This window comes from Peribacillus sp. NPDC058075, from assembly GCF_042885195.1.
Lineage (GTDB): Bacteria > Bacillota > Bacilli > Bacillales > DSM-1321 > Peribacillus.
The window spans coordinates 3256280-3271550 of record NZ_JBHVSL010000001.1; the positions used below are offsets into that span (position 1 = coordinate 3256280).

The 15271-nt window shown below is 42.9% G+C and carries 15 protein-coding genes and 1 riboswitch; of the genes, 7 read left to right on the forward strand and 8 right to left on the reverse strand.

Going from position 1 to position 15271, the window contains the following annotated elements; translation table 11 throughout:
- The first annotated feature begins 54 nt into the window (after positions 1 to 54).
- Positions 55 to 876: a MetQ/NlpA family ABC transporter substrate-binding protein gene (locus ACFVS1_RS16185; RefSeq protein ID WP_387548760.1), complete on the forward strand. Its 822-nt coding sequence runs from the start codon at positions 55 to 57 to the stop codon at positions 874 to 876.
- A gap of 230 nt (positions 877 to 1106) precedes the next feature.
- Here ACFVS1_RS16185 and ACFVS1_RS16190 read toward each other — a convergent pair whose 3' ends face one another.
- The 3 genes from ACFVS1_RS16190 to ACFVS1_RS16200 are packed head-to-tail and all read right to left on the reverse strand — an operon-like array spanning position 1107 to position 2149.
- A complete protein-coding gene (locus ACFVS1_RS16190; RefSeq protein ID WP_387548762.1) occupies positions 1107 to 1298 on the reverse strand; it encodes a hypothetical protein in 192 nt (63 codons plus the stop codon).
- Between the two features lie 57 nt (positions 1299 to 1355).
- Positions 1356 to 1784: an NAD-dependent epimerase/dehydratase family protein gene (locus tag ACFVS1_RS16195; protein WP_387548764.1), complete on the reverse strand. Its 429-nt coding sequence runs from the start codon at positions 1782 to 1784 to the stop codon at positions 1356 to 1358.
- Positions 1781 to 2149 (reverse strand): NAD-dependent epimerase/dehydratase family protein, encoded by a 369-nt coding sequence (locus ACFVS1_RS16200; RefSeq protein WP_387548766.1) that lies wholly within the window; start codon positions 2147 to 2149, stop codon positions 1781 to 1783. The genes ACFVS1_RS16195 and ACFVS1_RS16200 overlap by 4 nt, the downstream gene beginning before the upstream one ends.
- Positions 2150 to 2328: 179 nt before the next feature.
- Between ACFVS1_RS16200 and ACFVS1_RS16205 the strand changes: the two genes are divergently transcribed.
- Together ACFVS1_RS16205 and ACFVS1_RS16210 are read left to right on the forward strand one after the other, a co-directional pair.
- A complete protein-coding gene (locus tag ACFVS1_RS16205) occupies positions 2329 to 3213 on the forward strand; it encodes a PucR family transcriptional regulator (protein ID WP_387548768.1) in 885 nt (294 codons plus the stop codon).
- Positions 3214 to 3338: 125 nt separating this feature from the next.
- Entirely contained in the window at positions 3339 to 4484 is a 1146-nt protein-coding gene (locus ACFVS1_RS16210; protein ID WP_352922146.1) for an ABC transporter ATP-binding protein, read from the forward strand.
- Positions 4485 to 4530: 46 nt separating this feature from the next.
- On the opposite strand, the gene ACFVS1_RS16215 is transcribed toward ACFVS1_RS16210, so the two are convergent.
- Both ACFVS1_RS16215 and fumC read right to left on the reverse strand, forming a co-directional pair.
- Positions 4531 to 4773: a hypothetical protein gene (locus ACFVS1_RS16215; protein ID WP_387548771.1), complete on the reverse strand. Its 243-nt coding sequence runs from the start codon at positions 4771 to 4773 to the stop codon at positions 4531 to 4533.
- Between the two features lie 109 nt (positions 4774 to 4882).
- On the reverse strand, positions 4883 to 6265 hold the full coding sequence (gene fumC / locus ACFVS1_RS16220; RefSeq protein WP_387548773.1) for a class II fumarate hydratase: 1383 nt from the start codon (positions 6263 to 6265) through the stop codon (positions 4883 to 4885).
- Between the two features lie 328 nt (positions 6266 to 6593).
- Positions 6594 to 6707, forward strand: a riboswitch (SAM riboswitch).
- 86 nt (positions 6708 to 6793) lie between these two features.
- Here fumC and ACFVS1_RS16225 point away from each other — a divergent pair.
- The gene (locus ACFVS1_RS16225) at positions 6794 to 7906 is read left to right on the forward strand and encodes a methionine biosynthesis PLP-dependent protein (RefSeq protein ID WP_352922151.1); all 1113 of its coding nucleotides are present in this window, start codon (positions 6794 to 6796) and stop codon (positions 7904 to 7906) included.
- Positions 7903 to 9084, forward strand: coding sequence for a cystathionine beta-lyase (gene metC / locus ACFVS1_RS16230; protein WP_387548776.1), 1182 nt, complete (start codon positions 7903 to 7905; stop codon positions 9082 to 9084). The genes ACFVS1_RS16225 and metC overlap by 4 nt, the downstream gene beginning before the upstream one ends.
- A 110-nt stretch (positions 9085 to 9194) precedes the next feature.
- Here the strand turns inward: metC and ACFVS1_RS16235 are convergent, their stop codons facing one another.
- The 3 genes from ACFVS1_RS16235 to ACFVS1_RS16245 form a co-directional block, all read right to left on the reverse strand.
- Positions 9195 to 9443: a type B 50S ribosomal protein L31 gene (locus ACFVS1_RS16235; RefSeq protein WP_387548778.1), complete on the reverse strand. Its 249-nt coding sequence runs from the start codon at positions 9441 to 9443 to the stop codon at positions 9195 to 9197.
- 135 nt (positions 9444 to 9578) lie between these two features.
- Positions 9579 to 11597, reverse strand: a complete 2019-nt coding sequence (locus tag ACFVS1_RS16240) for an ABC transporter ATP-binding protein (protein ID WP_387548780.1) — start codon at positions 11595 to 11597, stop codon at positions 9579 to 9581.
- On the reverse strand, positions 11594 to 13345 hold the full coding sequence (locus ACFVS1_RS16245; protein ID WP_387548782.1) for an ABC transporter ATP-binding protein: 1752 nt from the start codon (positions 13343 to 13345) through the stop codon (positions 11594 to 11596). The genes ACFVS1_RS16240 and ACFVS1_RS16245 overlap by 4 nt, the downstream gene beginning before the upstream one ends.
- 506 nt (positions 13346 to 13851) lie before the next feature.
- Between ACFVS1_RS16245 and ACFVS1_RS16250 the strand changes: the two genes are divergently transcribed.
- Positions 13852 to 14013, forward strand: a complete 162-nt coding sequence (locus ACFVS1_RS16250) for a hypothetical protein (RefSeq protein ID WP_241590707.1) — start codon at positions 13852 to 13854, stop codon at positions 14011 to 14013.
- A 308-nt stretch (positions 14014 to 14321) separates the two neighbouring features.
- A complete protein-coding gene (locus ACFVS1_RS16255; RefSeq protein ID WP_387548785.1) occupies positions 14322 to 15197 on the forward strand; it encodes a DUF2515 family protein in 876 nt (291 codons plus the stop codon).
- Positions 15198 to 15271: the final 74 nt, after the last annotated feature.

Consider the following 15271-nt stretch of genomic DNA (forward strand, 5'->3'; position numbering starts at 1 on the left):
GATCCATCATTTTTCAATGATTCAATACATTTCATTACTCAGGAGGAATTTTAAATGAAGAAAATAGCTTCGTTATTATCAGTCTGTGCACTTGCCCTTGGCTTGGCAGCATGCGGGAGCGATGATGCATCCCCAAAAACTGAAGACAAAAAGGAATTGAAGATCGGGGCGACTACCGGGCCCTATGCCGATATGGTTAAAGAGGCCATAAAACCAGGTCTGGAAGATCTCGGTTACAAAATAGAGATCGTCGAATTCACCGACTATATCCAGCCGAATAAGTCCCTTGGCAACCATTCGATCGACGCCAACCTCTTCCAGCATAAGGTGTACATGGATAACTTCGCTAAAGAAAATGATTTAAAGCTTACCGACCTTATCATAGTTCCAACAGCACCAATGGGCATATATTCGAACAAGTATAAATCATTGAAAGAAATTAAAGACGGTACATCCCTTGCAGTGCCCAATGATCCGGTTAACCTCGCACGTGCACTTAAAGTGCTGGTGGATGAAGGGCTGATTGAAGTCGATCCAGATGTCGACCCTTTAAAAATATCTGAAAAGGATGTAACGAAAAATCCAAAAAACATTCAACTCAAACCATTGGAATCCGCTCAATTGCCCCGGGCAACAGACAGTGTTGACCTATCAGCGGTCCCTGGCAACTTCGCTCTTGCAGCGAAAATGGACCTACAGGATGCCATTGTTTTAGAAAAAATGCCTGATATATATCGAAACGTTGTTACAGTGAATACAAAAGATGTGGACTCCCAATTTGCAAAGGATATTAAATCAGTTGTGGAATCCGACCAGTTCGAAAAAGTCATCGATGACAAATTTGCCGGATTCGGAAAACCAGACTGGATGAATTGATCAAATAATCGTGGCCTGCTCCCCCTTATTGGGAGCAGGCCTTTCAATAAGGACAAAGTAGCGGCCGCGACGGAAAAACTTGAAATCCTTACAAACCTCGCAAGCAGATTCGTGGACTAAAAAAGCGATGGGGTTTTTAGTACATCGCTTTTTTAATTCCTTCAAGTTGTTCGTTTAAATCATCCTTTTCACCAAGCACACTTAGTATTTCAATATAATAAAAGAAGGTTTCAACCTACTGTCTGTTTCCATAGTCCAAGGAGATCACTTTCATGTTGTCTGTGAATGCCAGCTTTTCTATCGGCAGATTCCGTACGGCACTTTTCCCAATTCCATATATCTTCGAGAGTTTCTGATAAGGGACGGAATGTTAGTCCATTATTGATGGCTTTACCGTTATCGACAGCCGAAAATCCATTCAAAGGTTCCTTTCCTCCTGGTAAAGGGAATTCTTCCGGTATCCATAAAGGCATTTCTCCTCACGGCTCTACTTTATTGTCATTTAAAAATTTTTCAGATACCCATGTAAAATCAGCATTACTTCTTGTTACCTTTTTGCAGCCTTCAAGTAATTGCCCCATAGTCAGTGTGTAATCTGGGCCAACGGCATTATACGTACCTGTCATGCTTTTTTCTATCATTTGGATGATCCATTGGGCCAAGTCCCTTGCATCGATAACTTGGATTGGACGTCCAGAGCGACCAGGAGATAAAATTTCTCCCCCTTCCGCTATCCTTTTAAGCCAGTACGGCAATCGGTCAGTGTAATCATATGGACCCACTATTTGCCCGGCGCGAATTGAAAGGACTTTCCCCGGCAATTCTTTTTCAGCTGCATTTTCGCATAATGATTTTAACAGTCCATAATATTCACCGTATATCGGTCCAGCAGTTCCGCGGGTGATCACTTCTGCTTTGCTTTATCTTCATTTAGTGTGTGAACTTCTCCATTTTCATCAATTCCTGGCTCGGTCGGATCACTATAAACGGAGATGCTTGAAATATATGTATAATGTTTAACTTGATTAAGCAATCTGCAAGATTTCGATACAGTTCGAGGGATAAATCCTGATGTGTCAATGACTGCATCCCACTGTCTCCCTTTCAACATTTCCAAATCCCCGTCGCGGTCCCCTTTTAACTGTTCTATTCCGGGAAAGACATAAGGGTCGCTTCCACGATTAAAAAGTGTGACATCATGCCCTTTCCCTATCGCAGCTTTTGCTAAATACCGGCCTAAAAACCGTGTACCGCCCAATATTAAAATGTTCATAAGATCTCCTCCTCTTTAACGATATTCCATAAAGCATACGCAGTACCTTACCTATCATTAGTAATACTTGCAACTTTTCTTTGATTTTCCCTTTTGGAAAAACTAGCAATATCCTAATCTTTTGAACTTTATTCTTTTTCGCTATAATGATATGGAAAGGGAGAAAGAAGGTGGAACCGATGCTTGAAAATCTTAAACAAAAATTCCCGAACGCTCTTACCAATAAAAAGGATACTGATGATATTTCTGAATATGTTTGGTTTGAAGACTCCAGAAGTATACTTGGCATTCCCCGTTCAGAAATCACAGCCGAGGAAATTCGTTTATTGGAGCTGCTTTTTGCTCCTTCCATAAACCCAAATAACCTCCATGCACATCCAGATTCATCATGGAAAAATTTTTTATCCGAACCGAATGCACCAATGCCTTTAACGAGCTGGGAGAATGTTCGATTCCTTCATTTCAAGCTGACTCATGCTGATTTTTCCAACTCCGATTTTGAAGAGGCCTTCCTCGCTTTCGTTCCATCTGACGCAGCTATTATCTGGGAAAGTGAAACGGCAGGAGTCTTAATTGAAACGGACAAGGATGAACCATTATCAAATAAAGAACTAATCGCCATTTCTTCCACGCTTGAAAGTGATTTTTATGTAAAGACCCGTATGTTCACGGGGCGCTTTCACCCTGTAAATCAAGACCTTCACCATCACTGGGCCCTGGAGAAAAGATGTTTTGATTTGGCACAGGTGCATCTGCCGGATCTAAAGGTGACGGATTTGGCAGACATCATCCCCCATTCATTAATAAATGATCCATCCTTTACGAATTCAAAGTGGTATATCAATGAAATTCTTGGCAAGACCAAGCAGGATACTGAGCTTATCAAAACAGTTAAAACGTATATCGAGTGTAATTCCAATGCCACCTATGCCGCAAAACAGCTTTATATACATCGGAACAGCTTACAATACCGAATCGATAAATTCTCAGAAAGAACTGGTCTCGATATTAGGAACTTCCGTCATGCCCTTACTGCGTACTTGATATTTCTGCTGAATGATTAATTTCCATCATAAAGTGGTAATTTCAGCCTTTTTTTGTGCAATGTGCCCATACTTTTTTCTAAACCGATAGCTTAGACTATAGCTAATTGGTACAAGTAATCAGTAGTTTAAAAGGGGGATTTTTCATGGCAGAATTAGTGTTAGATCATATATTCAAGATTTATGATAAAAAGGTGACGGCTGTTAAAGACTTCAACCTTCGTGTTGCCGATAAGGAATTCATCGTTTTTGTGGGACCTTCCGGTTGCGGCAAATCAACGACATTAAGGATGATTGCCGGACTGGAGGACATTTCCCAAGGGGATTTATACATAGACGGCAAGCGAGTAAATGATGTCCCTCCTAAAGATCGTGATATTGCGATGGTTTTCCAAAACTATGCCTTATATCCTCATATGACCGTATTTGACAATATGGCATTTGGATTAAAGCTCAGGAAAACGCCAAAAGCGGAAATCAAGCAAAGGGTCAATGAAGCGGCAAGGATTCTCGGACTTGAAGAGTTGCTAAACAGGAAACCTAAAGCGCTTTCAGGTGGTCAGCGCCAGCGTGTGGCTCTCGGCCGTGCAATTGTAAGGGATGCAAAAGTGTTCTTGATGGATGAGCCATTATCCAATCTCGACGCAAAGCTGCGGGTTCAAATGCGTGCAGAAATCGCTAAGCTGCATAAACGGCTCGACACCACAACCATATATGTCACGCATGACCAAACAGAGGCAATGACCATGGCGACACGTCTCGTTGTAATGAAAGATGGTATCATCCAACAGGTCGGTGCCCCAAAGGACGTTTATGAGAAACCAATAAATGTTTTCGTCGGCGGCTTTATCGGATCACCTGCCATGAACTTCTTTACCGGAACATTAAAAGAAGGCACAATTAAAATAGGCGAACAAACGCTTGAAATACCTGAATTGAAAATGAAAATGCTGCGTGATCAAGGATATGTCGGAAAAGATGTAATCCTTGGCATCCGTCCGGAGGATTTCCATAATGAAGGAGCTTACTTCACGAAGGCCCCTAATACTACATTCACGACACAAATTGATGTAGCCGAACTCATGGGCGCTGAGATTATGCTCTACTCCACATTAGAGGGGCAGGACTTCGTTGCACGGGTCGATGCCAAGAATATTATTCAGGCAGGGGAAAAGATCGATCTTGCCCTCGACATGAATAAAGCACACTTTTTTGATAAAGGGACTGAACATCGCATTTTAGTTGAAGAAGATGAACAGATGCAGGAAAGCATGAAGTTATCTGCCAATTAAAAGTAAAAAGACCCATTCATATTGGGTCTTTTTACTTTATTCAAATTCATTCTTGGACCAATACCACTTCATCATGTCTGCATTCCGGGCATTTCATGAGATGCGGGCATTGGCCTTTTTGAAGGGATTGAGGGTATCCGTCGTTTTCTTTAAGGATGTCGATATCCATATAAGCACTGTAATCATCAGCGTAGTCCATGAATTTCCCTTTATCCTCAAGATTACTGCCGCATTCCGGGCATTTAACATGAATTTTTCTCAGACCGTTGCAAAGCGGGCATATAGACATTGTATTTCCTCCTGTTCCCGATACTTATGATTTCAGTATTTGTCGATTCCATTATTTTAAAACATGGAAACACCCTCCCTAATACGAGAGGGAGGGCACTTGTATGCAATTATTTATTAACCATGTTAGCAGGATCGACCCATGCTTCGAATTCATCTTCGGTCAGGAACTCCAATTTCAACGCCGCTTCTTTTAACGTAGAGTTGTCCTTGAATGCCGTTTTGGCAATCTTGGCTGCTTTCTCATAACCGATATGCGGGTTCAATGCTGTTACCAACATAAGGGAACGTTCTACATTTTCTTTGATTTTATCTTCATTTGCAGTGATGCCCACCGCACAATTGTCATTGAATGAATGAATGCCTTCCGTCAATAATTTGACCGTTTGCAGGAAGTTATAGATGATGACTGGTTTGAATACATTCAATTCAAAGTTACCTTGGCTTGCTGCAAAGCCAATTGTAGCATCGTTACCCACGATTTGTGTTGCAATCATGGTTAGCGCTTCACTTTGTGTTGGATTGACTTTACCTGGCATGATGGAGCTGCCCGGCTCGTTTTCCGGAATGGCTATTTCGCCGATTCCGCTTCTTGGACCACTTGCAAGCCATCTGACATCGTTCGCAATTTTCATTAAATCCGCCGCCAATGCTTTCAAAGCACCGTGTGCGTAGACGATTTCGTTATGGCTAGTCAATGCATGGAACTTATTATCAGATGTGACAAAAGGATATCCTGTATCCGCTGCAATTTGTTTGGCAGAAAGTCCCGGGAATTCTTTTTTTGTATTGATTCCTGTTCCTACTGCCGTTCCGCCTAGAGCAAGGTTCAATAATTTTTGGCTGCTTTCCTCAATCATCGCTAGATCTTTATCGAGCATCGCTTTCCAACCGGAAATTTCTTGTCCTAATGTTAATGGTGTAGCATCTTGAAGATGTGTCCGGCCAATTTTCACGACATCCCAAAATTCTTTTTCTTTTGTATCGAATGTATCACGAAGTGCTTTGATGGCAGGAACCAATTTTTCAGCGACTTCCATAAAGGCTGCAATATGCATGGCGGTCGGAAAAGTATCATTTGAGCTTTGTGCCTTGTTAACATCATCATTCGGGTGAAGGGTTTCGGATTCACCATTTTCTTTTAACCATTCATTCCCTTTGTTGGCGACCACTTCATTCACGTTCATATTACTTTGCGTGCCGCTTCCCGTTTGCCAAACTACAAGCGGGAAATGTTCATCAAGCGTACCTTCAAGGATTTCCCCGCAAATCTTGACGATGGCGTTCTTTTTAACCTCGGAAAGATCACCAAGATCATAGTTCACCTTTGCCGCAGCTTGTTTAACGTATGCAAATGCACGAACTAATTCAATCGGCATTTTTTCGTTACCGATTTTGAAATTGTTGCGGCTTCTCTCAGTTTGTGCTCCCCAATATTTATCAGCAGGAACTTTCACTTCACCCATCGTATCTCGTTCGATTCTGTATTCCATGTGTTCTCCTCCTATGTTTGCACTATTCATTGAAGACCCTTTGCATATGAAATGAATAATGTCGGATTATTCTTTCTCTCCATACATTGTACAAACTTTATTATTTTAAAGCAAAAATATCCCGCTGACCCTTTCCATTTTTTCTGAATAATCCATGTTCCCTTCATGTTTATATGAAAATTCGATTATTCTTTTTAGAGACATAAAGTGTAGACACCTCTAGGCTCCAATTGACCTGGTCATGAACATCCAAGCATTATCACTCCCAAAATGCCCTTGACAGTATTTTGTATATATAGTAAATTCAAAAGAAATTGAATAATCTAAACTCTTATCGAGAGAGGTAGAGGGAATGGCCCGATGACACCTCAGCAACCTTCATTTGTTTCAAACCAATGAAAAGGTGCTAATTCCACAAGTTTGTGAACTTGGAAGATAAGAAGAATGACTCGTCCCTACTTAATCAAAGTCTTCTTCTTAAAGAAGACTTTTTTTTATTTTATATAACTCAAAGGAGCAGTGAAAACCATGTACAAAACTGAAACTTATCTTGCTCAATTAGGAAATCGCAGCGAAACGGCGACAGGAACAGTCAATCCGCCGGTATATTTTTCAACAGCTTTTCGTCACGAAGGAATTGGCCAATCTACAGGATTCGACTACACAAGGACAGGAAACCCTACACGCCAGCTATTGGAGCGATCCATCGCCGATTTGGAAAAAGGAGACCAAGGTTATGCCTGCAGTTCAGGAATGGCCGCCATCTCCACCATTCTCGCCCTTTTTAAATCCGGGGATGCCTGGATTGTCAGCGAAGATCTTTATGGCGGTACATATCGTCTGTTAGAACAAGGTTTTAAAAAATGGGGATTGCAGTGTGACTATGTAAACACTTGTTGTTTGGAGGATATCGAAAAAGCCATCACTCCTCACACGAAAGCCATCTTCATCGAAACTCCCACTAACCCCCTTATGCAGCAAACGGACATTAGTGCCGTTGCCGCATTGGCCAAACGATATAATTTATTGTTAATCGTTGATAACACTTTTTACACGCCTCTTATTCAACAACCCATCCTGCTTGGAGCGGATATTGTGATTCACAGTGCAACCAAGTATCTCGGTGGTCATAATGATGTGCTCGCAGGACTGATCGTTGCTAGCGGCGCTGAATTATGCGATGCCCTTGCCTTCCATCATAATGGCACTGGAGCTGTCTTGAGCCCATTTGATTCTTGGCTGTTGATGCGCGGAATGAAAACCCTGGCATTGCGGATGGAGCGTCATGAAAAGAATGCCAAGATACTTGTAGATTACTTATCGGAACATGATTGTGTCACGGATGTATTGTATCCCGGCAGAGGCGGCATGATTTCTTTCCGCATCATTGATGAATCGGCGGTCAACCCATTTTTACAATCGCTCTCATTAATTTCCTTTGCAGAAAGCCTTGGAGGGGTTGAAAGCTTCATCACCTATCCTGCCACACAAACACATGCCGATATACCGCTTGAAGTCAGAACGGCAAATGGGGTTTGTAATCGCCTGCTCCGCTTCTCAGTTGGCATCGAGGATAGCGATGATTTAATCGGTGACTTGCAGCAAGCATTCGCACATGTAAAAAGGGAGGCACTACGATGACAGGTAATGATTTTAGCTTTGAAACGAAATTACTTCATAATCAGCATAAATTCGATCCGGCAACGGGAGGTGTGAGCGTCCCCATTCAGCATGCATCGACTTTCCATCAATCCAATATCGATCAATTCGGCAAGTATGATTACAGCAGAAGCGGGAACCCCACTCGCGAAGCACTTGAAGATATCATTGCCGAACTTGAGGAAGGCACTCACGGCTTTGCCTTTTCATCAGGTATGGCTGCCATTTCAACAGCCTTCCTGCTATTGTCGGCCGGAGACCATATCGTCATTTCCGAAGATGTGTATGGCGGAACGTTCAGGATGGTCACAAGCGTATTGACCCGTTTCAATATTGAGCATACCTTCGTTGACATGACGGACCTTGAAAGCGTCAAAGCGGCCGTTCAGCCAAATACCAGGGCCATATACATCGAAACGCCTTCAAATCCGTTACTTAAAGTGACCGATATTCAAGCTGTATGTGATATCGCCAAAAAAGCCGGTGCCTTAAGTTTTGTTGATAATACATTCTTGACGCCGGCATTGCAAAAACCGCTGAATCTGGGCGCGGATGTTGTCCTTCATAGCGCGACGAAGTTTTTATCCGGACATAGTGATGTGGTAGCTGGGCTTGCAGTCGTGAAAGATCCGGAATTGGCGGCAAGACTCGGTTCGCTCCAAAATTCATTTGGAGCGGTCCTTGGAGTTCAGGATGCCTGGCTTGTAATGAGAGGTTTGAAAACCTTATCAGTTAGAATGGAGCATTCACAAAAAGGGGCAGAAAAGATAGCAGCCTACTTAAAGGAGCAGCCCTTGGTGAAAAAAGTGTATTATCCCGGACTGGCCGATCATCCACAGCACGCCATCCAGAAAGGCCAGTCACTTGGTGCAGGGGCGGTCCTATCATTTGAATTGGAAAGTGAGGAAATCTTCCGTTCCTTCGTGAACACAGTCGAGCTCCCTGTTTTTGCCGTAAGCCTGGGAGCGGTCGAATCCATATTATCCTACCCGGCCAAAATGTCCCATGCTGCCATGCCTGCTGATGAAAGGGAAAAGCGCGGCATCACGAACAGTTTGCTCCGCCTCTCTGTCGGACTTGAAAATCCTGACGATATAATCAAGGACTTCGATGCGGCCCTCGTCAATATTGCCAAAGGGGAAGCAATTGCTGCAAAATGAATAAAGGATGGGTGCCTTATAAATTATGGGCACCCTTTTTCCTTGCATCATTATTAACTTTTTCTACCCAGTCATAAAAAATGGCCATCGATTTCCCGATGGCCTGACTCTCATTTCTTCATATTATATTTATCCAGGAAGCGATCGACCCGTCCGCCTTTTTCAGCAAACTTCTGCTTTCCGGTATAAAAAGGGTGCGTATCCGAGCTGATTTCCACTTTTAATAATGGATATGTTTGGCCGTCTTTCCAAACGATCGTTTCATTGGACGTCTTCGTGGAACCTGTCAAAAATTGATACCCACTGTTGGTATCCATGAATACCACTTGTTGATAATTGGGATGAATTTCTTGTTTCACTATTATCACCTCTTCGTCAGTATAGGTATATCTTAAACGTAATGATTACTATTATCAATTATTATGCTTGAGGGTACCAATAGTCGGCACCCTCTTTATAGTTTAATCTTGATGGACCACCCTTATTCATTTGTGTCAGCCAGCCATGCCTTTATGCGGTCCAGCCTGCAGTTCATACATTTGATAGTACTTTCCTTTTAGTTCCATTAATTCCTCATGTGTACCTTGCTCAGCAATCCGCCCTTTATCTAGTACAAGAATTTGGTCTGCATTTTTTATCGTGGAAAGTCTATGTGCAATGATGAAGGTCGTTCTCCCTTTTTTCAGCACTTCCATTCCCTCCTGGATAATTGCCTCGGTTTCGGTATCGATGCTCGCTGTCGCTTCATCCAAAATCAATATGGCCGGATTGAATGCAAGAGCACGGGCAAAAGAGATTAGCTGCCGCTGTCCGGAAGACAGCGTTCCGCCTTTTTCAATCACCGGTTCGTCCAGCCCTAAAGGAAGATGCTTCAGCACTTTGTCCCCCCCGACATCTCTTAATGATTTTTCAACCATTTCCCTTGTGATGCCTTTTTGGTTCAGACTGATATTGGAGGCGATGGTGCCAGTAAATAAATAGGGATCCTGAAGGACGATTCCCATATGCTCCCTAAGCGTCTGATGGGGAATATCCAATATATTCTTTCCGTCAATTTTAATTTGCCCTTCACTGCTGTCATAAAAGCGGAACAATAAATTCATTATAGAACTTTTTCCTGACCCAGTATGGCCGACTAACGCGACCGTTTCCCCTTGTTTGGCGGAGAAGGAAATGTCCCTTAACACATATTCATTATCCTTATAGCCAAAAGAAACATGTTCGAATTGCACGTTTCCTTTGTATCTGGACATGTTTTCATCACTGACTGCCAATCCCTTCTCATCCAATAAATTGAATGCCCGCTCCCCTGCAACAAGCGCCTGTTCAAGATTAGCGAACTGATTGACGATTCCATGAAGCGGATGAAGCAGGCGGCTGATCAAATCAACAATTGCATACATCATCCCTAAGGAAATGGCCGAACTCGCTGTAAGGGAAATCCCGCCGAAATACCAGACGAATGCCATTAGCGACAAAACCTTAATGACGCCAATCAAGTTTCCACCCGTCAACGAATTCAAATGAAGCATTTTATTTTGATAGGAATAATGCTCCCGGTTCAGGTTTTCAAAAGATTGCTTCGTCTCCTTCTCACGCCCAAATGCCTGGATGATGCTCATTCCAGAAATGGATTCATTGATCATCCCATTAATATCGCTGACCCGTTCCCGAATGATGTGATTATATTTCGAGGCGAATTTACGGTATACCATCGTCCAGATGACGATGATCGGAATAAGTAAAGTGCCAATGGTACCCACTCGTGGATCCAAAATATACAAAGCAATTAGAACGCCGAAGATATTAATTGTACTCGAGAAGAAGTTGGCGAGCACGGTTACATATAATTCCCGGATCGCTTCCGTATCATTCGTGACCCTTGCCACAACTTTACCCGCCGGCATATTATCGAAATAACGTATCGGCAGACGGGAAATGTGCTTAAAAATATCATTTCGCATCTTCTGTATGATTCGGTTCGCCGCTTTCTGTAAATAAAAACTCTGTCCATATTGAAAAATGGAGGAGAGGATGACAAGGCTAAAATAAAAAGCCACAAGCTTAACGATTCGAGGGATTTCCGGTTGGTAAAATCCCATCACTTCCTGACTTGTCAATTTCACTGCTTGTGAACGTTGCTCTTTCCCGTCTTTCCTGATGATCAATGATTGGTCCTCCAAGGTTCTGCGCCCATCGATAGGGACAGCTTCATTTACGAAGACAAATTGATTGCCAACCTGCAGAACATGGACTTCCCTGCCTTTCTTCTCACCTTTTGCAAAGTAATCAGCCCGTTTATACCAATTTCCATCGTACTTGACAGCATCCTTTCCTTTATCCGTCCCATACCAGGAAGATTCAATGCCAAGTATATGTGAATCGATGATTTTCTTGGCAACGAAAGGACCCGTTAAATCGGCCGCTACCGAAAGTGCCAGCATGATCAGGGCGCCAATGATCAATTTTTTATAAAGGGCAGCATAATTAAAAAGTTTTTTTACGACCTTCATGCCTTCACCTCCTTCCCTTCGTCAACCTGCTGTCGCTCATATTGCTCCTTATACCAGCCATCTTTAAGCAGCAAATCCTCATGAGTCCCCTCTTCGATGATCTCTCCGCTGTCCAACACGATAATCCTGTCCGCATGCTGAACGGCTGATAAGCGGTGGGTTGTGATGATGGTCGTTTTCCCTGCACGTTCATTTTGGATATTTTCGATGATCGTCGTTTCCGTTTTTGCATCTACAGCAGATAAGGAATCATCCAATATAAGGATTTCTGGATTTTTGATCAGTGCCCTGGCAATTGAAATCCTCTGCTTTTGCCCTCCGGATAGTGCGACACCCTTCTCACCCACTAGTGTCTCAAGACGGTTTGGCAGCATCATTAAGTCCTTCTCAAAATCCGCAAGCCGGGTAGCTTTAGCCAGTTCATCTTCCGTTGCATCCATTTTACCGAATAAGATGTTATCCCTAACAGACTTCGAGAATAAAAAATGGTCCTGTGGAACATAGCCGATCCATTTACGAATATCTTCAAGGGTCAGTTGCTCCAGCTGCATGCCTGCAAAAGCGATTTCACCTTTTCCTAAAGGGTATTCCCGCAGCAATTGCTTCACGAATGTCGTTTTTCCACTACCTGTTTTCCCCACTATCCCCAATGTTTGACCGCGCTCAAGCGAAACGGAAATATTGGATAGATTCACAACCGTTGAGGAAGGGTATGTAAAATACACTGAATCGAATTGGATATTTCCCGGATTCGCAATGCTCCCCTGCCCAACTGAATTCTTCACATCCGCTTCATGTGAAAGGGTATCCTGAACACGATCTAGTGAAGCATTTCCCCTTTGCATGACATTGATCAGTTCACCCACCGCGATCATCGGCCAGATTAACATGCCTAGGTACACATTGAACGAAACAAGTCCGCCAAGCGTTATGGCCTGCTGAAACACAAGATAAGCGCCATAGCCCAACCCGATTAAATAACTGATGCCGATGATAATGCTGATCGTCGGATCAAAGAGAGCATCGATTCTTGCCACGGCTAGATTTTTGCGATATACATCCTCGGTCATTTCATCAAACCGCTTTTCATCTTCCCGTTCCTGGACATAGGCCCGGATAACACGGACACCTGAAATGGATTCCAGGACCTTGTCATTTAAAGTACCAAAGGCTGCTTGTGCATCCGTAAAACGTTTGTAAATTTTCTTCACGTAAATTTGCATCATCACTGCCATGATCGGAAGCGGCAGCACCGCCGCAATCGTCAACTGCCAGCTGATCGTGGCCCCCATCATGACCACTACCGTAATGGTGAACAGCACTGCGTCAACGAGGGTCAATATCCCGAAACCAGCCGTGAGGGATATTGCCTTTAAATCATTGGTTGCCCTTGCCATTAAATCCCCTGTACGGTTTTTTTCATAAAAGCTCGGCGTCATTTTCAGCAAATGGCCCATAAATCCGGACCTTAGTTTTCGTTCGACCAGGTTACCTCCGCCGAATAACAGATAACTCCATAAGTAACCAAATAGGTAACTGCCGATCAGTACCATGAGCAAATAAATGACGTATTTCATGACCGCTTCCTGCGTCATGGTGCCATTGTTCATATCATCGATGGCATTCCCGACAAGTTTTGGCGGGATGACCTCCAAGATATTCACTAGACATAGAAATAAAATCGCCAAGGTGTAACGCTGCCACTGTTCTTTAAAGAACCAGGACAGCTTTTTAAAAATCGCAAACATGAATTCCCCTCCCTTTTGGTCAAACCTTTCACTCGCTAACCGCTTTCTGGATCTCCCGGCTTCAATAAAATTCCCAATGTCTTTTGTCTCATTTTAAATTCCTCCTATCTTTTATATGGAAAGGATGCTAATGCACCTGTATCCCAAATGCAAAAAGCCCCCGCCAATTAGCGGAAGCTTTTTTTAGATGCGTAATAACACATATAAAAGCGCAGGCCGCGAAAATTCCACAACCTGCGCTTTAAAATGATCAATGAACACGTCGGATCCCTTGTCTAGAAAGACAAGGTCTCTGGGCAGGCGGACGTATGATATTCGATTATGACATCACTGTGCTTAACTGATTTAGTCATGACGTTCGCCTCCTTTTTTAAATTAATGGTAATTTTTAACTTATATGTAAAGATTACTACCTTTGCTTATTTTTGTCAATTGCGACTTTTCTAGATTATTGATGGATATTCCTTTATTCTTATAGGATGACGTAACCTAAGGAGGTTCAGCATATGCAATGGAGAAAATATATACTCCTGGCGGTTCCCTTTTTATTATCATCCATTTTCATCTTATTTGCCGTACCGGTCCAATATAGATTTTTATCCTTCATTCCTGTGTTTCTTTTCTGGATAGTCTATTATATTTTATTGTACCGGGAAAAGAAAAAATGACATCACCTGGGGGCCTTGCAAATGCAATGCCCCTTTCTTGACGGCTCTGCATATAATGAGCGAAAAACATTCGTGGTGATTGTATGCTCTCTATTTGAAAAAGCTGTTGGGTAAACACCCTGCCAAAACAAAACCCATCATCGATGCTGAAAGATATGGCACGCTAAAATCCCTTTTACAAAAAGAGCTCTTTCAGCCTTTTGATGAGTCAAAAGCTTTTTTCCCTGAGGAAACCGCTCTTATAAAAAGGATTCGAACCGCGACGGCTGCCCTGAACCGGAACAATATCACAAGAACACAAGCATATCTTGCCTTTTACAATCGATCCAGAGGGCCATTGGGCCTTTTTAGCACATATGGTTTCGAGGAATGGAGGATACCATATGTCTGACTTGAAAAGTTCAGCCATGACCCACCTCCTTGACCGAGCGGAACGGCAGAAATTCTTCCTGTTCCTTGAGCGCGCCAATTCAGCCATATTTGCTGATGCTTTCCCCCAGCTTCTTTTATATGAACATTCCAAACAAAAAGAACTTCAGCTAAGAAGGTATTTACCGGTATTCCGCATTTCAAGATTCATGGCCCCGATTTGGGAATCTTTCATTGAAGAGCCCCATTCCCCCCTTTTGACAACGGCCCTTATCATCAATGAGCAAAGAATACTTCAGGAAAGGATATTAAAACGCACCGGTCATGGCGAAATCCTCCGCAGGCTTGATTTTCAGCTGCACTTCATGAAAGTGATCTTTCCTTATGCAAACAAGCAAAAAGGATTTCATTCCTTGACAGGCCTTACCGTTGAACGCTTTGCCGACCCGAAACAGCGTATTGAAACGGGCAAATCATTATATGAGCTTCTTTTTCAGCATCCGGTGGTTTTTCGCGGTGTTGGCCCATTTACAAAAGAGATTCCCCACAAGGGCTCCAGAGAGGATTACTGGGCATGCATATATTCCTCTGATGCATCCACGTCAAAAGATGATAAAGTTTACAGCCCCACTCTTCATGATGCTTGGAAAGATCATCTATTCTTTCCTCCCCATTCCTTTGATTGGTTCACGAATGAAAGCTTCTTAGAAGATTTACGAAGCTTACCGATCATTAAAAGGGCGGACCTGACCAACGAGGTGCTCGAAAGTGTCAAGCATCTCAAAATCTTTAACGGAATGAAAGCCATTTTCTAGCATTACGCCTCTTACTTTGAATATCCCTTCCCCCATTTGGCAAGAATGGTTAGCAAAAAGGAAGGGTGAAGCAA